Below are 21,482 nucleotides of genomic sequence, written 5' to 3' on the forward strand. Positions count from 1 at the left end.
TGCAGGGCGGGGCCGCCGTGACTCAGTACAAAAGCAAACGAGTTTGGACTATACCGTACAGTTTAAAATTTGTAGAGCCGTTTCGCGGCCTCCAGGCGGCTTTTTTCGGCCCTGGTGCGCGGCTCGGCCGATGGCGGTGGTCCAGGAAGTTCCCTTCGCTTGTCGGAGATGACAATTTTGGCTTAGTGCCGTGAAGGAACAGTGTCAGCACTCGCGCATGACGTGACCGGAGCCTCCCCATGCTGACAGCAAAGGGAACCCCGGACCCGTGCCGATGGTTCGGATCAAGGGCACTTGCCGGTTTCGCATCGGCGTGTACAGCGCACCTGCGCATGGCACGTCGGGGAATGAAATCCATCGGAACGGCCCGCTGTCATCGGCCTGCAACACCTGTTGCGCCGCAGCGCTTCCAGCATGTCGTTGCGGTGACATACGCACTGGTATTGCAGCAGCATGGATAGCGTCTGCGTGACGCGTGCCGAGGCCAACACGCTATGCCGCCGTGCTTTTCCGCTCGACGAGAGTGCTTTGATCAGGCGCTGACGGAGTGCTGCGGATGCCCATGGCCATGCATCGATGCGTCGTGCTGCAGTGGCGTCATGGCTTCACCGCAGCTGAAGTGGTCTGGTTGCAAAGCTGGATAAGGCCCGGTGCGAGGCGTATTCTTTTGGGGCTCTTTTAGCCTCATTCCGTCTCCCCAAAACAGTAGATGCCATGAACGCGATTCGTGCGGCTAGCAACAGCTCATTCCCCACTGTTGTTTTTGAAGAACTGAAGCAAAGCGGATTCCCCACCCAGCGCCTTGATGAGGCGCAATTTTTTATCAGCGCTTTCTTCGCGCGCATCGCCGACAGCGATCTTGAATTGCATACCCCGGCCGAATGGGCCGCGCTGGTGGCCGACCTGATCGGCTTCATGCAGCAGCGCCAACCGGGCCGCGCCGCGGTGCGCGTGGTCAATCCCCAGACCGGCCATGCCGGACGCAGCTACATCGAAGTCGTCACCGACGACATGCCCTTCCTGGTCGACACCGTCACCATGGTCGCGGCCGAGCACCTGCAGATCCACGCCGTGGTCCACCCGGTGGTCGAGGTCACCCGCGATACCGCGGGCAAGCTGGTAAAGATTGGTGCCGACGGTGGCTTGTCGGAATCGGTCATGCATTTCGAAGTCGACCGCCTGGCGGGCGAAGCCGAACAGGAGCAGCTGAAGACGCAGCTGGAGGGTTCGCTGGAAGACGTGCGCGTCGCCGTCGACGACTGGATGAAGATGCGCGACCAGGCGTTGGCACTGGCCGGCGAACTGCCGTCGCGGCAGCTGCCCATCGACGCCGAAGCCGTCAAGGAAGCGGCGGAGTTCCTACGCTGGCTGGCGGACGACAATTTCACCTTCCTCGGCTATCGCGAATACGAAGTGACCGAGGCCGACGGCGAGGAAGTGCTGCGTGCCAACGAAGGCTCGGGCATGGGCATCCTGCACAAGAGCGAACGCTCGCTGGCGCCGCGCTCGCTGCGTTCGCTGGTGGCGAGCGACCTGCCGCAGTCGGGTTCGACGGACGCCATCATCCTCACCAAGACCAATGCGCGCTCGCACGCGCACCGTCCGGGCTACATGGATTACGTGGGCGTGCTCAAGTTCGACGCCAACGGCAAGCCCGTCGCCGAGCACCGTTTCCTCGGTCTGTTCACGTCGAGCGCGTACATGGCGCGCCCGCAGAACGTGCCGCTGGTGCGCCAGAAGTTCGAATACGTCATGGATCGCTCGGGCCTCAAGCGCGACTCGCATTCGGGCAAGGCGCTGCGTCACATTCTCGAGATCCTGCCGCGCGACGAGTTGTTCCAGGCGAGCGAGGACGAGCTCTACAGCATCGCGATGGGCATCCTCGAGCTGCGCCAGCGCGCACGCACGCGCCTGTTCGTCCGCCGCGATCGTTACGGCCGCTTCATTACCTGCACCGTGTTCGTGCCGCGTGACCGCTTCAATACCACGGTGCGCGAGCGCATCGAATCGCTGCTGCGTACCGCCATGCGCGGCGAGCACCTGGATTCGTCCGTGCTGATGGGCGAGGCCGCCCTGGTGCGCCTGCACGTGGTGGTGCGCCCGCGCATCGGCGACCAGATCAACTACGACGTTGCCGAACTGGAAAAGGGCGTGGCCGCCATCGTGCGCAACTGGCACGACGACCTGCGCGATGCGCTGGTGGCCAAGCTGGGTGCACACGACGGCGTGGTGCTGGCCAACCGTTTCAGCAAGGGCCTTCCCGCCGGTTATGTCGAAGACGTGGCGCCTGCGGCCGCCGCGGAAGACGTGCACCAGCTGTCGCTGCTCAAGGGTGACGACGCGGTACGCATGTCGTTCTATCACCCGGATGCACGTCCGGACGAACTGCGCTTCAAGGTCTACCGCAGTGGCGGCGACATCGCGCTGTCCGAAGTGCTGCCGCAACTGGAAAACCTCGGTCTGCGCGTGCTCACCGAGCACCTGTACGACATCAACGTGGGCGGCACTACGCTGTACATCCAGGATTTCGAGGTGCAGACCGCCGGCAGCCTTGCCTTCAGCGTCGAGCAGGTGGGCACGCTGTTCGAGGATGCCTTCGAGCAGATCTGGCGCGGCAACGCCGAGAACGACGGCTTCAACCGCCTGGTGCTGGGCGCCAAGCTGGGCTGGCGCCAGGTGGCCATGCTGCGCGGCTACTGCAAGTACCTGCTGCAGACGGGCGTCGCCTTCTCGCAGAGCTACATGGAAGACGCGTTCAACCGCTATCCGGCCATCGCCGGCCTGCTGGTGGAACTGTTCCTCGCCAAGTTCGATCCGCGCCGCGAGACGCTTTCGGCGGACGAACTCAAGCACGCAGGCGAGCTGCTTCGCGGTGAAATGCAGGTGCTCATTCCCGAGTCCGTGCGTGGCGCACATCCGGCCCTGATCGATGGGCTGGTGGCGGCACTCTCCACCTCGCGCGACGAGCAGATCGCTTCGGTGGAAGAAGCCATCGGCACGCTGCTGGAAACGGTGTCCAGCCTGGACGACGACCGCATCCTGCGCAGCTTCATGTCGCTGATCCGCTCCACGCTGCGCACGAGCTTCTTCCAGCAGTGGGAGGGCGCGCATCGCTCCTACATCAGCTACAAGTTCGACTCGCATCGCGTGCCCGAGCTGCCCAAGCCGGTGCCGTACCGCGAGATCTTCGTCAGCGCGCCGCGCGTGGAGGGCATCCACCTGCGCTTCGGCTCGGTGGCGCGCGGTGGCCTGCGTTGGTCCGATCGTCGCGAAGACTTCCGCACCGAAGTGCTGGGCCTGGTGAAGGCGCAGATGGTGAAGAACACCGTGATCGTGCCGGTGGGCTCCAAGGGCGGCTTCTTCGTCAAGCGTCCGCCGGTGAACGGCGACCGCGACGCGCAGCTGGCCGAGGGCATCGCCTGCTACCGCATGTTCATCAGCGGCCTGCTGGACATTACCGACAACCTCATCGAAGGCAAGGTGGTGCCGCCGCACGACGTGGTTCGCCACGACAACGACGATCCGTACCTGGTGGTGGCCGCCGACAAGGGCACGGCCACGTTCTCCGATATCGCCAACGCCATCTCCGTCGAGCACGGCTTCTGGCTGGGCGACGCGTTCGCCTCGGGCGGTTCGAACGGGTATGACCACAAGGGCATGGGCATCACCGCCAAGGGCGCCTGGGAGTCGGTGAAGCGCCACTTCCGCGCACTTGGCCGCAACAGCCAGACCGAAGATTTCACCTGCGTGGGCATCGGCGACATGTCGGGCGACGTGTTCGGCAACGGCATGCTGTTGTCGCGCCACATCCGCCTGGTGGCAGCATTCGACCACCGTCATGTCTTCCTCGACCCGAACCCGGATACCGAGCGTTCGTTCGCGGAGCGCGAACGCATGTTCAAGCTGCCGCGTTCGAGCTGGGAGGACTACGACAAGTCGCTCATCTCCGCCGGCGGTGGCGTGTATCCGCGCACGCTGAAGTCGATCCCGGTTTCGCCAGAAGTGCGCGTGGTGCTGGGCCTCAAGCCCGACGTCACGCAACTGCCGCCCGCCGAACTGCTTAGTGCCATCCTCAAGGCGCCGGTGGACCTGCTGTGGAACGGTGGCATCGGCACCTACGTGAAGGCTGCCAGCGAAACGCATGCCGACGTGGGCGACCGCGCCAACAACACGTTGCGCGTCAACGGCGCCGACCTGCGCTGCAAGGTGGTGGGCGAGGGCGGCAACCTGGGCTTTACCCAGAAGGGCCGCATCGAGGCTGCCCAGCACGGCGTGTTGCTCAACACCGACTTCATCGACAACTCCGCCGGCGTGGACACCTCCGATCACGAGGTGAACATCAAGATCCTGCTTGGCGACGCCGTGCAGCGCAACGAGCTCACGCTCGACCAGCGCAACACACTGCTCGCCAGCATGACCGACGAGGTCGGCCAGTTGGTGCTGTGGGACAACTACCGCCAGAACCAGGCCATCACCCTGATGGAGCATCAGTCGGTGCATCGCATCGGTTCGATGGCGCACTTCATCCGCATGCTGGAACAGGAAGGTTTGCTTGATCGCCAGGTGGAAAACCTGCCGAGCGAGTCCGAGCTCACCGAGCGCAAGACGCGCGGCATCGGCATGACGCGTCCGGAACTGTCGGTGCTGCTGTCCTACGACAAGATCAAGCTGTACCAGCAGTTGCTCGACTCCGACGTGCCGGAGGATCCGTACCTCTCCAAGGAACTGGTGCGCTACTTCCCCGAGCCGCTGCACGTGCCCTATGCGGACCACATGCAGCGCCATCGCCTGAAGCGCGAGATCATCGCCACCGCGGTGACCAACTCGACGATAAACCGGATGGGCGCCACCTTCATGATGCGCATGCAGGAAGACACCGGGCAGGGTCCGGCGGCGATCGCCAAGGCCTATACGGCGGCACGCGAGATCCTCGGCGCACGCGAACTGTGGGCCGGCATCGAAGCGCTGGATGGCAACGTGGCCGAAGGCACGCAGATCGACGCCATCCTGCAGGTGTGGTCGCTGCTGCGCCACATGACTCGCTGGTTGCTCAACCGTCCGGGCGGCACGCTGGACATCAACGCCAACGTCGAGCGTTACCAGGCGGGCGTCACCGAGCTGCGCGCTGCGTTGCCCGATGCGCTCACCGAAACCGGCAAGGCAGATTTCTCCACCAGCCAGGAAAAGTGGGAAGGTCTGGGCCTGCCGGTGGAACTGTCGCTGCGCATGGCACGTATTCCCGAGCTGCGCGCGATGCTCGACATCGTCGAGGTGGCGCAGCAGAGCGGCCAGCCGATCGGCAAGGTGGCGAGCGTGTTCTACGAGCTGGGCGAGTCGCTGGACCTGGAATGGCTGCGCAGCCAGATCGAGGCATTGCCGGTGGAAGGTGCATGGCATGCGCAGGCCCGCGGTTCGCTGCTGGACGAGCTGAACCACCAGCACCGCGCGCTGGCCCTGCAGGTGTTGTCGCTTACCGGTGGTTCGAAGGAAATCTCGCCAGTGCAGGCGTGGCTGCAGCGTGACGACGCCACGCTGAAGTACACCCGCAACATGCTGGCGGAAATCCTCACCCAGAACGCGGACTATCCGATCGCCTCGGTGGCCGTCCGTCGCCTGGCCCAGCTCGCGCAGGTGCCGGTGAGCCAGTAAGCGTCATCGCGATCTCCGCCGCCTGCAGGGCGGCGGTATCGATCGCGTGGGGCAGCCTCGAAGGGCGCGGGCCGGAGACGGTCTTGCGCCCTTCGTCCATCTACGTTCAACTGAGGGCCTGTTCTCCAGACGTGCCCGGCCTATGCGCTTCGCCTTCGTTGCCAGCGAAACCCACGTTGCCCAGCAGGCACGGCGCAAGTTCGTTGATCGCTATGACGACGTGCCGCCCGAGGAAGCCGACGTCATCGTGGCGTTGGGCGGCGACGGTTTCATGTTGCGCACGCTGCACGCGTATCGCGCGCTGCCTGCACCCGTATACGGCATGAAGCTGGGCCGCGTGGGCTTCCTCATGAACAAGCATCGGGTGGAAGACCTGGACGAGCGCATCGCCCGTGCGCACGCCGCGGTGCTTTATCCGTTGGAAATGCGCACCATGGCGGCCGATGGCGAAGTACATGACGCGCTGGCGTTCAACGAAGTGTCGTTGCTGCGCCAGAGCAACCAGGCCGCTCATCTCGAAGTGAAGCTTAACGACACCGTGAAGCTGCCCAATCTGGTGTGCGACGGCATTCTCGTCTCCACGCCCGCGGGTTCCACCGCGTACAACCTCTCCGCCCACGGTCCGATCTTGCCGCTGGATGCGAATGTGCTGGCGTTGACGCCGATCAGTCCGTTTCGCCCACGTCGCTGGCGTGGCGCGATCCTGCCGCATCGCACGCTGGTAACGCTGCGCATACTCGACCCGGGCAAGCGCCCGGTGAGCGCCACCGCCGACTATCACGAGGTGCGCGACATCCGCGAAGTGCAGATTCGCCAGTCCGGCGGGCAGGGCGTACGTCTGTTGTTCGATCCGGAACACAACCTGGAACAGCGCATCCTGGACGAGCAGTTCGCGCAGGACTAGGGGCGAGGAATGAGTAGTGAGTAGTGAGAGAAAGCCGGCATGTGCAACGGCCTTCTCTCGCTGCTCACTCCTCTTCACTCACTACTCTCCGCCCACTCCTGCTAGATTGCCCTCATGACCCGCCCCGCCCAAGACGCCCACGATCCCACCTCGGTTGGCGACAATCGCCTGGTGGTGGCCATTTCGTCACGAGCGCTGTTTGATCTCGGCGAAAGCAACGATCTGTTCGAGCAACAAGGGCTGGATGCGTACCGTTCGTTCCAGATCGAGCATGAGAACGACATACTGAAGCCCGGCGTGGCGTTTCCGCTGGTGCAGAAGCTGCTGGATCTCAACAAGCTCGCCGGCGACGTTCCGCCGGTGGAGGTGATCCTGCTTTCGCGCAACTCCGGCGACACCGGCTTGCGCATCTTCAATGCCATCCAGCACTACGGGCTGGAAATCAGCCGCGCCGCGTTCACCAGCGGTGCGCCGACGTCCGACTACATCGCGCCGTTCAAGGCCGATCTGTTCCTCTCCGCCAACGCCGAGGACGTGGGTCGTGCCCTGGCCGCTGGCGTGGCCGCGGCCACCATCCTTCCGTCCACGGCGCCACCACGCGCCACCGAGCAGCTGCGGATTGCCTTCGATGGCGATGCGGTGATCTTTGGTGACGAAGGCGAGCGCGTGTCACGCGAGGAGGGGCTGGAAGCGTTTCACCGCAGCGAGCACGAGCGGGCCGACGAGCCGCTGTCGGTCGGTCCGTTTCGCGGATTCCTTACCGCCGTGCATCGCCTGCAGGCGGCGTTCCCGGCGGAAGATTCGCCCATTCGAACGGCGCTGGTCACCGCGCGTTCGGCGCCGGCACACAAGCGCGTGATCCTCACGTTGCGTCGCTGGGGCGTGCGCATCGACGAAGCATTGTTCCTGGGCGGCCGCGACAAGGGGCCGTTCCTGGATGCCTTCGGTGCGGACATCTTCTTCGACGATTCGCCGGCCAATGTGGAGTCGGCGCGCAAGCACGTGGCCACCGGCCACGTGCCGCATGGCGTGAGCAATCGCTAGCTTTCGCTCTTGTAGGAGCGCACCCAGTGCGCGATCGGTGCTCGCGGTGCCATCACGGCATCAACGCGCTATAGGCTTTTCGCGCACTGGGTGCTCTCCTACAGGTGGCACATCAAGGCACAGAATGCCCCTTGCTCGCCGTCCAGATCGCATACCAGTCTTCCGCATCCAGCACGACGTCCAGCGCTTTCACCGCGTCGCCCAGGTTCGCCATGCGACCGCTGCCCGTGATCGGATGCGGGCGCGAGGGATGGCGCAGTATCCAGGCGAAGGCGAGCGTGGTCAGGCTGATGCCATGGCGGCCGGCGATCTCGAGCATCGCCGCACGCGTGCGCAGGGCGCGCCCGTCTTCGCCGTTGAACAGGTTGCCACCTGCCAGGGGTGACCAGATCATCGGCCTCAGCCCCAGTTGTTGCGCCTGGTCCAGCGTGCCGTCGTCCAGCGCATCCATCTGCAGCGGGGACAGTTCCAGCTGGTTGGTGAGCAGCGGATGGTGCTGATGCAACAGTGCGAACTGGCTGGTGGTGTGGTTGGACACGCCCCAGTGCGCCACCTTGCCTTCGCGGGTCAGCGTGGCAAACGTCTGGGCCAGCGCGGCGGCGTCCATCAGGTAATCAGGGCGATGGATCAGCACGAGGTCGAGCTGTTCCGTGTGCAGGTTGCACAGCGACTGCTCGACCTGCGCACGTACATAGGCGGCCGAGGTGTCGTAGTAGTTGACGCGATAGGACCGCTGCGCTGAACGAAGGCGGATGCCGCACTTCGTCACCAGTTGCATGCGGCCGCGCAGGGCGGGCGCGACCTTGAGCGCTTCGCCGAAATGGCCTTCCGCCTCGTAGTCGCCGTAGATGTCCGCGAGGTCGAACGTGGTGATGCCCAGCTCCAGCGCCTGCTCGATCCAGCGCACGCGCTCGGCGATGCTGAGCTTCCAGCTGGTGATGCGCCACAGGCCGGCGACGATGGGGGAAAGGGCGAGGTCGTTGCGTGTGTGTGGTTGGGTAGGCATGCGCGTGGCAGTTGTGAGGGCAGGGGATTGCGCGTTGCGTCAGACCATCTTCGTCCGGCGCCACCACGAAGTGACTTTCTCTTCGCGCACCAGCGTAAACAGGCCGGAACCAAGGATAAGCGCGATGCCGATCAGCATCGGCCAGTCGAGGTGATCGCCGAACAGCCAATAGCCGAAGAAGATGGCCCATAGCATCTGGCTGTATTGCGTCGGTGCGATGCGATTGGCCGGTGCGTGATGCGTGGCGAGCATCAGCAGCACGCCGGCGAGGCCCGCCAGCAGACCATAGCCCGCCAGCAGGAACCATTGGTGCGCGTCTGGCCAGGTGAAGGCAGGCAGCATCAGCAGTCCGCCGCTCACCAGTGGACCGATCACTCCCGCCCCATAGAGGCTGATGCGTCTCTCATGCGGACCGGCCATGCGCAGCGCCACCACCGACACCGCGCCGGAGAGGCCGCAGCTCATCGCCGCAAAATGCCCGGCGCCCAGCGCGCGGAATCCCGGGCGCAGCACCACCAACACGCCGATGAAGCCCACGATCACGGCGGACCAGCGACGCCAGCCCACGTGCTCCTTGAGGAAGATCACTGACAGCAACGTCACGAAGATCGGCAGCAGGAAGATCAACGCAAACGCCTCGGCCATGGGCAACGCGGTAAATGCGATGACGGCCGAGATGTTGCAGATGGCGCCGGTAATGGCGCGAATCCACCACAGCGACGGCTTGCGCGCGGAGAACACGTGGAGGTAGCGGTCTTGCGGCTTGCGGATGAATGGCAGCGCGCTGAGCATCAGCACCGCGCCGAAGAACACTGCCTCGTAGGCGGGCAGCGTCCCGTGCAGGGATTTCACGAAGGCGTCGCTGATCGCGTAGGCGGCGTAGCAGGCGAAGCCTAGAAGAACACCTTTGAGCATGGATGATCCGGCGGGGAGGCAGCCAGTCCATTGGCCTGGCGCCCGATAGGACGCTGCGGGGTGGTTGTACGGGGTCGCAGCGCCCTGGCCCGGCCGGAGCCGGGAATGGGATGGTGCATGGTCCCACAGCTGGCCGCAGTCGCCTACCCCGTCCCTGTTGCACCCCGCCATGACCCGGACGCAAGTGCCCGCTACAATGAGGGTTTGTCCCAGTCACGGAACTCACGCATGTCCGCTCGCCTGAACCCGCTCGATCTCTACGACGTCCGCTCGCTGCTGTCCGATGAAGAACGCATGGTGCAGGACTCGGTTGGCCGTTTCGTCGACGAGAGGGTGTTGCCGATCATCGGCGACTGCTTCGACCAGGGCCGCTTCCCCAAGGAACTGGTTCCCGAGATCGCCAGCCTGGGCTTGCTGGGCGCCACCCTTCCCGAGAAGTACGGTTGCGCCGGCATGAACGGCGTCAGCTACGGCCTGATCTGCCAGGAACTGGAGCGCGGCGACTCGGGCCTGCGCAGCTTTGCCTCGGTGCAGAGCTCGCTGTGCATGTACCCGATCTACGCCTACGGCACTGAAGAGCAGAAGATGCATTACCTGCCGAAGATGGCAGCGGGCGAGATCATCGGCTGCTTCGGCCTCACCGAGCCACATGGCGGTTCCGATCCGGCCAACATGAAGACCAACGCCAAAAAGGATGGCGGCGACTGGGTGATCAACGGCGCCAAGATGTGGATCACCAACGGCAACGTGGCGCACATCGCCATCGTGTGGGCGCAGACCGAAGACGGTATCCAGGGTTTCATCGTGCCCACCAATACGCCGGGCTTCACCGCGCAGGAAGTGCACAAGAAGATGAGCCTGCGCGCGTCGGTCACCTCGGCGCTGTTCTTCGACAACGTGCGCGTGCCCGAAGCCAACCGCCTGCCGAACGTCAAAGGTCTCAAGGGTCCGCTGGGGTGCCTCACGCAGGCGCGCTACGGCATCACGTGGGGCCCGATCGGCGCCGCGCAGGCCTGCCTGAAGGAAGTGCTCGATTACACGCAGGAGCGCATCCTGTTTGGACGTCCGCTCGCTTCCAACCAGGCCATCCAGCTCAAGCTGGCCGAAATGGCCCGCCGCATCACCATGGCGCAGCTGCTGTCGCTGCAGCTCGGCCGCCTGAAGGACGCTGGCAACATGCAGCCGACGCAGGTGTCGCTGGCCAAGTGGAACAACTGCCGCATCGCCATCGACATCGCGCGCGAGTGCCGCGACATCCTCGGTGGCGCTGGCATCACCACCGAGCACGTCGCCATCCGCCACGCGCTCAACCTGGAATCGGTCATCACCTATGAAGGTACCGAGACGGTGCACCAGCTGGTGGTGGGGCGTGAGCTGACGGGTATCAACGCGTTCTGAGGGGACAATCGCGATTTCCGTAGGGCAAATGACTCCTCACCGTCATTCCCGCGAAAGCGGGAATCCAGCGCCTTTGCCCAGGCGTGAGAGTCATTGGATGACCAGCTTCGCTGTTGCGGAGCACATCCCGCTTTCGCGGGGATGACTGTGAGGGTAGCCGGGCGATGATGGTTGGATTCATTCCATGAGCTGGCAAGACATCCGCATCGAAACCGATCGACTCATCCTTCGCCCAACACAGGCGGAGGACTTCGAAGGCTGGGCCTCGCTGATGGCCGACGAGGAAAACTCGCGTCACATCGGCGGCCCGCAGCCGCGCCCTGCAGCGTGGCGTGGTTTCCTCTCGATGGCCGGTGCCTGGGCCATCCAGGGTTACGCCATGTTCTCGGTGATCGAAAAGGACAGCGGGCGCTGGATCGGCCGTCTGGGGCCGTGGCAGCCGGAAGGCTGGCCGGGTACCGAAGTCGGCTGGGGCATCGTGCGTGATGCATGGGGCCGGGGCTATGCCACCGAAGGTGCGATTGCCGCCATCGACTGGGCGTTCGACACGCTGGGCTGGACCGAGGTGATCCACATGATCGCACCAGACAACACGGCTTCCCAGATGGTGGCACGCAAGCTGGGTTCCGCGTTGCGCGGACCGGGCCAGTTGCCCGCACCCTTTGAACACCTGCCCGTCGAAATCTGGGGCCAGTCCCGCGATCAATGGCGGCATCGGCGCGCATGAGTCATGTCACGCCCGCGCTCTACGCCACACTGGCCGAGATCGTGCCGGAGTTGCACGTGCATTGCGTCGATCCATGGTGCGTGATCGGCAGCACCGCCGCGCTGCTGGCAGGTGCCGAGGTGAGCGTGGCTGACGTCGACGTACTCACCTCGCCCGAAGACGCCGAGCGTCTGATGGCGCTGTGGGCCGAGCGGCGCGAACCCGCGCACGAGCCCGCAGGAGCCGAGCGCTTTCGTTCGCACTTCGCGCGGTTCCGTTTTCCTGGCTTGCCGGTGGAAGTGATGGGCGGGCTGGAGCTCAACCAGGGCGATGGATGGATGCCTGTCGAAGCGGGGCGCCTCACGTTGGCCGGCTTGAACGGACTTGCGGTACCGATGCCTTCGGTTGAAGACCAGATTCGAATTCTTGAAAGTTTTGGTCGAGAGAAAGATCGGGCGCGCGCGAAAGCGCTGCGCGCTTTCACCTCCTCTCCCCTCTGGGGAGAGGACTGAGGCATGGCCACCTTTACGGTGGTGAGGGGCGGGTGCTCGCGATGATGATGCTACGAAGCACGCTTCGAATTGGCGTTGGCGCAAGATTGGCCCCTCACCCTAACCCTCTCCCCGCAGGGGAGAGGGGATATTCGCTCCGTAGGGGCATTCGTCGTTTACCCTGTCCGCCGCTCCCGCGGCCGTTCGTTGACGAGACATCATGACCGCCATTCCGTACTCCCTCACGGCACGCCACAAGGGTTTCAACCGCGCCGAGATCGTCGACCAGAACTTCACCGAGTTCGTGCAGCTGTGGAACGGTGAAGTGCGTGCGCTGCACGGCGATCACTCTCCCGTATTGCCGGGCAGCACGCTCGATGCGCGCGGTTTCCGCGACTTGCTGGAATCGCAGCTGATCAGTCGCCACCTCGACCTCATGGCGCGCGTGCTGCGCGTACAGAACAAGGTGTTCTACACCATCGGTTCCAGCGGTCATGAAGGCAACGCGATGGTGGCGCGTCTCACGCGCCATACCGATCCCGCTTTCCTGCATTACCGCTCCGGCGGTTTCATGGCCGAGCGCTTCCGCAAGCTGCCGGGCATGGACCCCGTGATGGATTCCGCGCTGTCGTTCGCCGCCAGCATGGACGACCCCGCTTCCGGCGGTCGCCACAAGGTGTGGGGAAGCAAGCCGCTTTGGGTGTTGCCGCAGACGTCCACCATTGCCTCGCATCTGCCCAAGGCACTGGGCACGGCGGTGGCCATCGAGCAGGCGCGTCGCATCGGACACCGGCTGCCGATCCCCGAGGACAGCATCGCCATCTGCTCCTTCGGCGATGCCTCGTCCAACCACGCCACCGCGCAGACGGCGTTCAATGCGGCCGCGTGGACGGCCTACCAGAAGTTGCCCGCGCCCGTGCTGTACGTGTGCGAGGACAACGGCATCGGCATTTCGGTGAAGACGCCGAGCGGATGGGTGGCGAACAACTTCCGTCATCGCGCCGACCTCGATTACTTCTTTGCGGACGGCCTTGATCTCGCGACGGGCTATGCGCAGGTGCAGGAAGCGGTGGAGCATTGCCGTACCACGCGCCGGCCGACCTTCCTGCATCTCAAGACCACGCGCGTCATGGGCCACGCCGGCACCGATTTCGAGATCGAGTGGCGCAGCGTGGAAGAACTGTTTGCGGTGGAGGCGAGCGATCCCTTGCTTCGCTCCGCGGAGATTGCGCTTGCTTCCGGCCTGTACACCAAGGAATCGCTGCTGGCCTTGTATGAAGCCACGCGCAAGCGTTGTTTCGAGGCGGCCGAAGACGCGGACCGCCGCCCACGCATCACCTCGCTGGAACAGGTAATGAAGCCGCTGGCGCCGTACACGCCCGCAGCGGTGAAGGCAGAAGCGGAGCGCGCGGATTACCAGGAGCGCCGTGTTGCTGCGTTCGGCAGCGAGGACAAGCTGCCCGAGAAGCAGCCGCCACGTCATCTGGCCATCCAGATCGGCCAGGCGCTGCACGACATCATGGCGAAGTATCCCGAATCGCTGCTGTTCGGCGAGGACGTGGCGCAGAAGGGCGGCGTGTATACCGTCACCAAGGGACTGCAGAAGGCCTTCAAGGGCAGCCGCGTGTTCAACACGTTGCTGGACGAGACCATCATCCTCGGTCTGGCACAGGGCTACGCCAACATGGGCATGCTGCCCATTCCCGAAATCCAGTACCTCGCGTATTTCCACAACGCCTGCGATCAGATCCGCGGCGAGGCGGCGTCGCTGCAGTTCTTCTCCAACGACCAGTACCGCAATCCGATCGTCATGCGCGTGGCGAGCCTGGGCTACCAGAAGGGTTTCGGCGGCCATTTCCACAACGACAACTCGATTACCGCGCTGCGCGACATCCCCGGCCTCGTGGTGGGTTGTCCCAGCCGTGGCGATGACGCCGCCACCATGCTGCGCACGATGACGGCGCTGTCGAAGGTGGATGGTCGCGTGTGCGCGTTCCTCGAGCCGATCGCGCTGTACATGACCAAGGATCTGTACGAAGCGGGCGATGGCCAGTGGCAGTTCGCCTATCCCGCGCCGGGTGAGGCCATGACGTTGGGCGAAGGGCGCATCTACGATGAAGGCGCCAACGACCTGGTGGTGTTCACCTTCGGCAACGGTGTGCCGATGTCGCTGCGTGCAGCGAAGACCATCGAGGCCGAGCTTGGCTGGAAGGTCCGCGTGATCGACCTGCGCTGGCTCGCGCCGCTCAACGACGCCTTCATCGCGGCGCAGGCAAAGACGGCCAAACGCATCATCGTGCTCGACGAGGGTCGCAAGAGCGCGGGCGTGGGCGAGGGCATCATCACCGCCATCGTCGAAGGTGGTTGCGGTGCGACGCCGCTGCAACGCGTGGTGGGCGCCGATACCTACACGCCACTCGCCGGTGCGGCGCTGCTGGTGCTGCCGGGCGATGCCGACGTGGTGGCGGCGGCGCGCACGATGGTCTGAAGGAAGGGCGCGGTCCACACGCATGGCCGCGCCTGCACGCTATCCCTGTAGGAGCGCACCCAGTGCGCGATAGGCCTGTGCACTTACTTTGCACTCTCAGTAGAGCGCAGGCTTTGCCTGGCCTTGCCATGCGCCTATCGCGCACTGGGTGCGCTCCTACAGGGGAAGATGCGGCGTCAGGCGTCCTTCGTTCTTCCACGCCAGTACTCCGATCCCGCGATGCAAAGCACCAGCCACGCCGATCCACTGGCATAGCCGGCGATCACGTCGCTGAAGTAGTGGACCTGGAGCACGATGCGGCTCAGCCCTATGACGCTGACCATTGCCACCGCGACGGCCACCACGAGCCGATGCCAGCGATGGGGCAGCAGCCGCAGCAGCACATAGGCCAACATGCCGTAGAACACAATGGCGCCGAAGGCGTGGCCGCTGGGGAAGCTCCAGCCGTGCTCGACGATGAAGCCATGGCTGTGCAGCGGACGCGGTCGCTGGAACAACGCCTTCAGGCCACTGTTGAGCGGCACGATGCCGGCCAGGGCGATGGTCCAGCAGGTGGCGAGGTGCAGTTGGCGTCGCCATAGCAGGACGGCAAGCACCAGCACGGCAGCAGCGGCGACGGAACCGAGGTCACCCAGGTGCGAAACCGCGGCGACGAGGCGCAGCGCCGGAGGCTGCATCTGTTCACTCAAATCCTGGGCGAGTGCAAGGTCGAATCCCGAGAGCCAGCTATGGGCTTCCACCGCCACGGCCAGGGCAATCGCGGCGAACAGCAGCGCGGAGGCGACCAGCAGGCCGGCGGCCGTGCGTCCGCGCAGCACGATGGGTTCGCGAGAATCGCGCAGTGCGGCTTCATGCTGGCGTCGGTTCCATTGCCAGGCCGCGTCGCCCGCAAGACAGGCCAATACCAGCAGCACGGCCCAAAGCGGCAGCGCGTGCCCGGCTATCCATTCCACCAGATCATTCATCGGGCAAAGCTTCGTGGGGCGGCGCGGCATGATCCCTCGTGGCGCATGGAACGTCGAGAGCGGGCCATGACTTCCAGTGCTGGCCTTGCGCCGGGTTTGCCGCGATAGTGATGCGCTTTGCAGCCCTGGAGTCCACGATGTCCCAGCGACGCCTGTCCCCGCGCCTGGCGGGTTGTTGTGCCCTGTTCGTCCTCGCCGCGCCGCTGTGGGCGCAAACCGGCGCGCCGGCCCCGGTGCCCGCTGCTGTCGTGTCGGACGCGCAGCCCGCGCTGCCGGAGCAGTTGCAGGACTTCACCGCCTACGTGGATAGCGCGCGCAAGCAGTTCGACGTGCCCGGCATCGCCGTGGCGATCGTCAAGGACGGCAAGGTCGTGATGGAACGGGGTTTCGGCGCGCGCGAACTGGGCAAGCCGGAAGCCGTGGACGCGAATACGCTGTTTGCCATCGCGTCCAACACCAAGGCATTCACCGCCGCCTCGCTGCAGATGCTGGCGGAGGAAGGCAAGCTGAAGATGGACGATCGCGTGATCGACCATCTGCCGTGGTTCCAGATGTCCGACCCGTACGTGACGCACGAGATGCGCATCCGCGACCTGCTTGCTCATCGCAGCGGCCTGAGCCTGGGCGCGGGCGACCTGCTGTACTGGCCGCCGACCTCGTACTCGACCAAGGAAGTCGTCCAGCGCCTGCGCAACGTGCCCTTGGCCAACGGTTTTCGCAGCGGCTACGCCTACGACAACATCCTGTTCGCCGTAGCGACGCTGGTCATCGAAGAAGTGTCCGGCCAGAGCTACGCGGATTTCATTCGCGAACGCATCTTCAAGCCCGTTGGCATGGACGCATCGCTGGTCGACATGACGGCGTTGAAGCCCGGCATGGACGTCGCCACTGGCCATGCCAAGTTCAATTTCTCAGAGCTCAAGCCGGTGCCGGCCATGGCCTGGTCGAACAACTCCGGCGCGGGTGGCATCTATGCCAGCGTGCACGACCTGGCGAAATGGATGAACGTGCAACTGGCAGGCGGCAAGTTGCCCAATGGCAAGCCGCTGTTCTCCGAAGACAGCCAGAAGCAGATGTGGTCGATGCTGATCCCGATAAAGATCTCCGAGCCGCCCGTGCCGGAGCTGAAGGATATGCGCCCCAACTTTGCCGGCTATGGTGAAGGCTGGTCGCTGTCTGATTACCGTGGGCAGCGCCTGGTATGGCACACCGGCGGCTGGCCCGGCATGGTTTCGCGCGTCACGCTGGTGCCGGAACTCAAGCTCGGCGTGGTGGTGTTGACCAACCAGGAATCGGGCGCCGCATTCAACGCCGTCACCTATCGCGTGCTCGATGCGTACATGGGGCGCGACAAGAAGGACTGGGTGGCAGCGTATGCGGCGGCCGTAAAGAAGTCCGAAGGCGGCGCCGACGACAGCTGGCAGAAACACCAGGCGGCGCGTGACAAGAACGGCAAGCCGTCGCTGCCGCTGGCCAGTTATGCCGGCACGTTCCGCGACCCCTGGTATGGCGACATCCAGGTGAGCCAGCAGGGCGGCAAGCTGCGCCTGAAGTTCGCCAAGACGGCGCAGCTGGCAGGCACGATGGAGCCATGGCAGCACGACACCTTCATCGTGCGCTGGGACGATCGCTCGCTCAATGCCGATGCATTCGTGAGCTACACGCTCGATCCGGACGGCAAGGTGCGCGAGGTGCGCATGCAGCCTGTTTCCCCGCTCACCGATTTCAGTTTCGACTTCCAGGATCTGCGCCTTGCTCCGGTGAAGGAAGCAAAGGCGGCCGGCGCGCCCTGACCAATAGCAGGGGCGTTTCGCGTGGGGCGTTGCCTATAGTGGCAGCGTCCCCACGGTGGCAGGAGTTCGCATGAAACGTCTGGCTGCAGGCCTCCTGGGCCTGTCGTTTGCAGGTCTGTCCATGGCCGCGCCGACCGCCTGTCGCTACGGCGTCTATGGCGAGATCGGCAAATCACCGGTGGCGATTTCCAATCCCACCAGCAACGGCGCCGATGCACCGGAACGCTATACCTTCGTCGATGGCCGGCGGGGCGATGTGAACGGTGCCGACGGCCTGGTGCGTTGTGCGGAAGGTGCGGTGAGCGTGCGCCAGGCGGACGGGAACTACGTCGTGCAGTCGCGCGTTGCACTGCGCGAGACACCGACGCGATTCAAGAGTCACGGCACCGAACTCGCCGGCATGCTGATCGAACCGGCGCAGGCAGCCGGCAAGCCACCACTGGTGGTGTTCGTGCACGGTTCGGAGAAGACGCCGGGCATAGGCGGTTATTACCCCTACGTATTCGCCGCTGAAGGGCTGGCCGTCTTTGCGTACGACAAGCGCGGAACCGGCGCTTCCGGCGGCGATTACACGCAGAATTTCGAATTGCTGGCCGACGATGCCGCCGCGGCACTGGGGCGGGCGCGCAAGTTGGCGGATGGACGCTACTCGCGCGCGGGCTTCTTCGGCGGCAGCCAGGGCGGCTGGGTGGCGCCGCGCGCCGCGGCGCTTGCCCATGCCGACTATGTGGCGGTGGGATTCGGCCTGGTGATGACGCCACTGGAAGAAGACCAGCAGCAGGTCGTGCTGGAGATGAAGGAAAAGGGTTATGACGACGCCAGCGTCGCCCATGCGCGCGAGGTTGCGGATGCGGCGGGTGAGGTGATGGCCTCCCACTTTACCGGCGGCTACGAGCAATTGGCCGCCGCAAAGCGTCGCTATGCCAGCGAACCGTGGCTGCACAAGGTGGAAGGCGAGTTCACCGGCGAGCTGATCGCGGAGGATGAGTCGGACCTCAGGCGCACCGGTGCACCGCGCTACGACAATCTCAACATCCTGTGGAGATATGACGCTGTTGCCGCGTTGCGTGCGCTCGACATTCCCCAGCTGTGGGTGCTTGCCGGCGAGGATCGCGAGGCGCCCAACGCCATCACACAGCAGCGATTGATCGACCTGAAACGCCAGGGCAAGCCGATTGATCTTTACGTATTTCCCCGCACCGACCATGGCATGTACGAGTTCACGCAGGACGCCGACGGCACGCGTCATGTCACGCGCATCACGGACGGCTATTTCCGCTTGCTGGCCGACTGGATCAGGCAGCAGGACAGGCCACCCTACGGTGCAGGCCGGCGCTTGCCCTGATTGGCATCGAGCTGCCTTGGCCGAGTCTGCGGCGAAGGGGCAACTCAAGTGCGCAAGGCGGTGGACGGTGGAACGCTCCGGCCTGCTCGGGGCGTTTCATGTTCGGACCTTGGGGCCGCAGTGGCTGGAGCCGTGCCAGGGACCTTTGCCGAACGCCAATGCAACGCATGAACTTGCGCTGCAAAGCGGCGTCGTTTTGCGAACGGCGTCACTCATCGTGCGTCATTGCGACTCCCATCATGACGCCGCCGCAGGAAAGGGCGCCAGGGGGCGCGCACCGGGCGGCACCATCCTTGGAGAGTACACATGAAGCAATCCCTGTTCGCACTGATGCTCGGTGCCCTGGTGGCATCGGCCGCCGTATCGGCCGCGCCGATCCAGTACGACCAAGACCATGATCACTACGATCATGATCACGACCGCGATCACGATCACGATCACGACCACGACAGAGACCACGATCATGGCAACGATCATGACCGTGATCATCGCGACCACGACCACGACCGTCGCGATTACGTGATCGTGCACGATCGGGGCCGTCATGAAGGCTGGTATCACCGGGGCGGTTATGTTCCGGTCGAGTATCGCGATCGCCGCTATGTCGTCGAGGACTGGCAGACCTATCGCCTTGCACCGCCGCCGCGCGACCATCAGTGGGTGCGCAGCGACGACGGTGAGTTCGTGCTGGTGGCCGTCGCTACGGGCCTTATCGCCGATATCGTCATCAATCACTGACGGGCGAGCCGCATCGCGCGCATGTCGCGATGCGGCTTATCGCCATTTCTTGCTGCACTTCCGCACGAAGTTTCGTTCCGGCCTCACGGTGCGTGAACGCCACGCCGCGCAAGGTAAAAGCGCGGCGTTCGCCTGATGCATGGTTCATGGCAGGCGGCGCCATGGCATGTCGTGAGCGGCTGCATGCCGCCTTGCACGACGCGAACGGGGAACACGTCCGCCAGGACAGCGTCTCCTTGTGAACAGACGACTTCGCGATGGAGGGATCGAGATGAAATCGTATGGTTTGATCGCAGTCTTGCTTGCGGGTTTCCTGGCTGGTCCCGCGATCCATGCACAGCAGGCGTCGGCGCCCGCCGGCTCCACTGGCCAATGCAAGGATGGCAGCTACAGCAACCACGCCACCAAGAAAGGGGCGTGTTCCGGACACCAGGGCGTGAAGGAGTGGTACGGCGACGCGAGCGGCAAGGCAGCATCGCCGGCGGCGACGGAAACCAAGTCGACCGCGGCCACCGCAGCCGCGCCGGCACCGGCCGCACCGGCAAAGACCGCTGCTCCCGCAACCACCGGCAAGTCCATGCCGCAGCCGCCTGCCACACAGGCGCCGGGCGGTGGACCGGGCATGGTCTGGGTCAATTCGAGCAGCAAGGTTTATCACTGCCAGGGCGACAAGTGGTACGGCAAGACCAAGTCCGGCTCATACATGAGCGAGGGCGACGCGAAGGCCAAGGGTTACCACGGCGATCACGGCAAGGCCTGTTCGTAACAGCACACAACAGTGGCGATGTGTACGGGGCCGGCGCTTGCTGGCCCTTCGCTTTCACGCCGTCTGGCCAGTGAGCCACGCGGCACAGCACTTCACGTCATCGCTGCCATGCCAGCCGTGCCACGCCGTGCGCAGAAAACCTTCGCGCGTGCTGGTGTCGATGCCGAGCGAGCGCGCCGTTTCCAGCAAGGCGTGGGCCTGGCCTGCGGGCAGATCGAAACACAGCGTCGGACCCAGGCGTTCCGCGTCCAGCAAGGCCAGCAATCGTGCCGCTTCATCGCGCCAGCCATCGCGGGGCGCAAGTATCTCCAGCAGCATGCGCTGCAGCCGCGCGATGTGCGCCTGCAACCCCGGCGGGCCGCCTGCGGCGAGCAAGGTACCGATGGATTCAGCCAGCGCGGCGCAGCTGACGATGGATGGACTGCCTGCTTCCAGATAGCGGCCGTCGCTGGCCCAGTGATCGGCGTGTTCGTCCTGCCTGCCCGATTGCGAGAACGCTGCGGGCGCGGAGAGCCAGGTGCCAAGCGGCATCAGTTGTTTGCGAAAGCCGGCATCGGTCCACAGCAGTCCCTGGCCCTGCATGCCGAGCAGACCTTTGTGTCCTCCCGTGGCGAAGGCGCTGGCGTGATCGAGCACGGGCATCATCGTGCCCGCACCTTGGATGCCATCGACCACCAGGTGCACGCCGCGCTCGCGACATCCATGGCCCAGTGTTTCCAGATCCAACCGCAGGCCATCCTGGAAGCGGACCCACGACACCGCCATGACGCGCGTGCGCGAAGTGATCGCATCGAGCAGGCGCCGCTCTGGAGCGATGCCTGCACGCGGCGGCTGGCGTGGCGTGGCGAGTTGCCCCTCCCACAGCGGTACTTCCTTGCAGTGCACGCCGCGACGCGCCAGCGCGAGCCATGGCAGCCGGTTGCTGGGAAACTCCCCGGCAGGGATCACCACTTCGTCGTCCGCGGCCCATGGAAAACCCATCGCAACGGTTTCCAGCCCGGTCGACGTGCAACTGGCCAGGCTGATGTCGTCCACGGCTACGCCTAGCAGGGCGGCGCCCTGGCTGCGGAGGCGCTGCTGGACATCGAGGAAGTCTTCCTGCCAACGCAGTTCCCACGGACGCAGTTCCGTGGCCAGCAGCGATTGCACCCTATCGGCAGCGGCGCGTGTGATCGGCCCATCCTTGCAGTGCGACAGCCACAACAGGCCGGGCGGCATGTCGAACAGGGCAGGGTCGATCAACGGTGCGATGTCGTACGGCATAGGCGGTGTTC

At 64.8% G+C, this 21,482-nt stretch carries 16 protein-coding genes; 11 read left to right on the forward strand and 5 right to left on the reverse strand.

The genetic code is table 11. The features are described from left to right. Window positions 1–744: 744 nt before the first annotated feature. Window positions 745–870 (reverse strand): hypothetical protein, encoded by a 126-nt coding sequence (locus VFG49_RS07570; protein ID WP_324859055.1) that lies wholly within the window; start codon window positions 868–870, stop codon window positions 745–747. Here VFG49_RS07570 and VFG49_RS07575 point away from each other — a divergent pair. The 3 genes from VFG49_RS07575 to VFG49_RS07585 all read left to right on the forward strand — a co-directional run bounded on the left by VFG49_RS07575 (window position 844) and on the right by VFG49_RS07585 (window position 7,597). Further along, window positions 844–5,649: an NAD-glutamate dehydrogenase gene (locus tag VFG49_RS07575; RefSeq protein ID WP_414649079.1), complete on the forward strand. Its 4,806-nt coding sequence runs from the start codon at window positions 844–846 to the stop codon at window positions 5,647–5,649. The genes VFG49_RS07570 and VFG49_RS07575 overlap by 27 nt on opposite strands. 142 nt (window positions 5,650–5,791) lie before the next feature. Continuing rightward, a complete protein-coding gene (locus VFG49_RS07580) occupies window positions 5,792–6,553 on the forward strand; it encodes an NAD kinase (RefSeq protein WP_324859059.1) in 762 nt (253 codons plus the stop codon). 114 nt (window positions 6,554–6,667) lie between these two features. After that, the gene (locus tag VFG49_RS07585; protein ID WP_324859061.1) at window positions 6,668–7,597 is read left to right on the forward strand and encodes a 5'-nucleotidase; all 930 of its coding nucleotides are present in this window, start codon (window positions 6,668–6,670) and stop codon (window positions 7,595–7,597) included. A 112-nt stretch (window positions 7,598–7,709) separates the two neighbouring features. Here the strand turns inward: VFG49_RS07585 and VFG49_RS07590 are convergent, their stop codons facing one another. Continuing rightward, window positions 7,710–8,603, reverse strand: coding sequence for an aldo/keto reductase (locus tag VFG49_RS07590; protein ID WP_324859063.1), 894 nt, complete (start codon window positions 8,601–8,603; stop codon window positions 7,710–7,712). A gap of 39 nt (window positions 8,604–8,642) precedes the next feature. Then, a complete protein-coding gene (locus tag VFG49_RS07595) occupies window positions 8,643–9,518 on the reverse strand; it encodes a DMT family transporter (protein ID WP_324859065.1) in 876 nt (291 codons plus the stop codon). A gap of 228 nt (window positions 9,519–9,746) precedes the next feature. Between VFG49_RS07595 and VFG49_RS07600 the strand changes: the two genes are divergently transcribed. From VFG49_RS07600 to VFG49_RS07615, 4 genes are all read left to right on the forward strand, one after another. After that, a complete protein-coding gene (locus VFG49_RS07600) occupies window positions 9,747–10,916 on the forward strand; it encodes an acyl-CoA dehydrogenase family protein (RefSeq protein ID WP_324859067.1) in 1,170 nt (389 codons plus the stop codon). A gap of 184 nt (window positions 10,917–11,100) precedes the next feature. Then, window positions 11,101–11,643: a GNAT family N-acetyltransferase gene (locus VFG49_RS07605; protein ID WP_324859069.1), complete on the forward strand. Its 543-nt coding sequence runs from the start codon at window positions 11,101–11,103 to the stop codon at window positions 11,641–11,643. Next, window positions 11,640–12,134: a hypothetical protein gene (locus VFG49_RS07610; protein ID WP_324859071.1), complete on the forward strand. Its 495-nt coding sequence runs from the start codon at window positions 11,640–11,642 to the stop codon at window positions 12,132–12,134. The genes VFG49_RS07605 and VFG49_RS07610 overlap by 4 nt, the downstream gene beginning before the upstream one ends. 199 nt (window positions 12,135–12,333) lie before the next feature. Beyond that, window positions 12,334–14,601 carry a thiamine pyrophosphate-dependent enzyme gene (locus tag VFG49_RS07615; protein ID WP_324859073.1) on the forward strand — a complete coding sequence of 756 codons (2,268 nt, stop codon included), beginning with the start codon at window positions 12,334–12,336 and terminating at the stop codon, window positions 14,599–14,601. A 176-nt stretch (window positions 14,602–14,777) separates the two neighbouring features. On the opposite strand, the gene VFG49_RS07620 is transcribed toward VFG49_RS07615, so the two are convergent. After that, on the reverse strand, window positions 14,778–15,566 hold the full coding sequence (locus tag VFG49_RS07620; RefSeq protein ID WP_324859075.1) for a phosphatase PAP2 family protein: 789 nt from the start codon (window positions 15,564–15,566) through the stop codon (window positions 14,778–14,780). A gap of 137 nt (window positions 15,567–15,703) precedes the next feature. On the opposite strand from VFG49_RS07620, the gene VFG49_RS07625 reads away from it, so the two are divergent. The 4 genes from VFG49_RS07625 (at window position 15,704) to VFG49_RS07640 (ending at window position 20,208) form a co-directional block, all read left to right on the forward strand. Continuing rightward, on the forward strand, window positions 15,704–17,359 hold the full coding sequence (locus VFG49_RS07625) for a serine hydrolase (protein ID WP_324859077.1): 1,656 nt from the start codon (window positions 15,704–15,706) through the stop codon (window positions 17,357–17,359). A gap of 70 nt (window positions 17,360–17,429) precedes the next feature. Beyond that, window positions 17,430–18,704 (forward strand): alpha/beta hydrolase family protein, encoded by a 1,275-nt coding sequence (locus VFG49_RS07630; protein ID WP_324859078.1) that lies wholly within the window; start codon window positions 17,430–17,432, stop codon window positions 18,702–18,704. A 306-nt stretch (window positions 18,705–19,010) separates the two neighbouring features. Next, entirely contained in the window at window positions 19,011–19,442 is a 432-nt protein-coding gene (locus tag VFG49_RS07635) for an RcnB family protein (RefSeq protein ID WP_324859080.1), read from the forward strand. A gap of 271 nt (window positions 19,443–19,713) precedes the next feature. Continuing rightward, on the forward strand, window positions 19,714–20,208 hold the full coding sequence (locus VFG49_RS07640) for a DUF3761 domain-containing protein (RefSeq protein ID WP_324859082.1): 495 nt from the start codon (window positions 19,714–19,716) through the stop codon (window positions 20,206–20,208). Between the two features lie 54 nt (window positions 20,209–20,262). Here VFG49_RS07640 and VFG49_RS07645 read toward each other — a convergent pair whose 3' ends face one another. Further along, complete coding sequence (locus tag VFG49_RS07645) at window positions 20,263–21,471, reverse strand: aminotransferase class V-fold PLP-dependent enzyme (RefSeq protein WP_324859084.1); 1,209 nt, start codon at window positions 21,469–21,471, stop codon at window positions 20,263–20,265. Between the last annotated feature and the right edge of the window lie 11 nt (window positions 21,472–21,482).

The organism is Dyella sp., from assembly GCF_035685885.1.
In the GTDB taxonomy this organism is placed as follows: domain Bacteria; phylum Pseudomonadota; class Gammaproteobacteria; order Xanthomonadales; family Rhodanobacteraceae; genus Dyella.

Excerpts from the sequence above, each read along its gene's own strand:
- VFG49_RS07570 (WP_324859055.1), bottom strand. The coding sequence starts at position 870 with ATGCAATTCAAGATCGCTGTCGGCGATGCGCGCGAAGAAAGCGCTGAT.
- VFG49_RS07580 (WP_324859059.1), top strand. The coding sequence starts at position 5,792 with ATGCGCTTCGCCTTCGTTGCCAGCGAAACCCACGTTGCCCAGCAGGCA.
- VFG49_RS07585 (WP_324859061.1), top strand. The coding sequence starts at position 6,668 with ATGACCCGCCCCGCCCAAGACGCCCACGATCCCACCTCGGTTGGCGAC.
- VFG49_RS07590 (WP_324859063.1), bottom strand. The coding sequence starts at position 8,603 with ATGCCTACCCAACCACACACACGCAACGACCTCGCCCTTTCCCCCATC.
- VFG49_RS07595 (WP_324859065.1), bottom strand. The coding sequence starts at position 9,518 with ATGCTCAAAGGTGTTCTTCTAGGCTTCGCCTGCTACGCCGCCTACGCG.
- VFG49_RS07600 (WP_324859067.1), top strand. The coding sequence starts at position 9,747 with ATGTCCGCTCGCCTGAACCCGCTCGATCTCTACGACGTCCGCTCGCTG.
- VFG49_RS07605 (WP_324859069.1), top strand. The coding sequence starts at position 11,101 with ATGAGCTGGCAAGACATCCGCATCGAAACCGATCGACTCATCCTTCGC.
- VFG49_RS07610 (WP_324859071.1), top strand. The coding sequence starts at position 11,640 with ATGAGTCATGTCACGCCCGCGCTCTACGCCACACTGGCCGAGATCGTG.
- VFG49_RS07615 (WP_324859073.1), top strand. The coding sequence starts at position 12,334 with ATGACCGCCATTCCGTACTCCCTCACGGCACGCCACAAGGGTTTCAAC.
- VFG49_RS07620 (WP_324859075.1), bottom strand. The coding sequence starts at position 15,566 with ATGAATGATCTGGTGGAATGGATAGCCGGGCACGCGCTGCCGCTTTGG.
- VFG49_RS07625 (WP_324859077.1), top strand. The coding sequence starts at position 15,704 with ATGTCCCAGCGACGCCTGTCCCCGCGCCTGGCGGGTTGTTGTGCCCTG.
- VFG49_RS07630 (WP_324859078.1), top strand. The coding sequence starts at position 17,430 with ATGAAACGTCTGGCTGCAGGCCTCCTGGGCCTGTCGTTTGCAGGTCTG.
- VFG49_RS07635 (WP_324859080.1), top strand. The coding sequence starts at position 19,011 with ATGAAGCAATCCCTGTTCGCACTGATGCTCGGTGCCCTGGTGGCATCG.
- VFG49_RS07640 (WP_324859082.1), top strand. The coding sequence starts at position 19,714 with ATGAAATCGTATGGTTTGATCGCAGTCTTGCTTGCGGGTTTCCTGGCT.
- VFG49_RS07645 (WP_324859084.1), bottom strand. The coding sequence starts at position 21,471 with ATGCCGTACGACATCGCACCGTTGATCGACCCTGCCCTGTTCGACATG.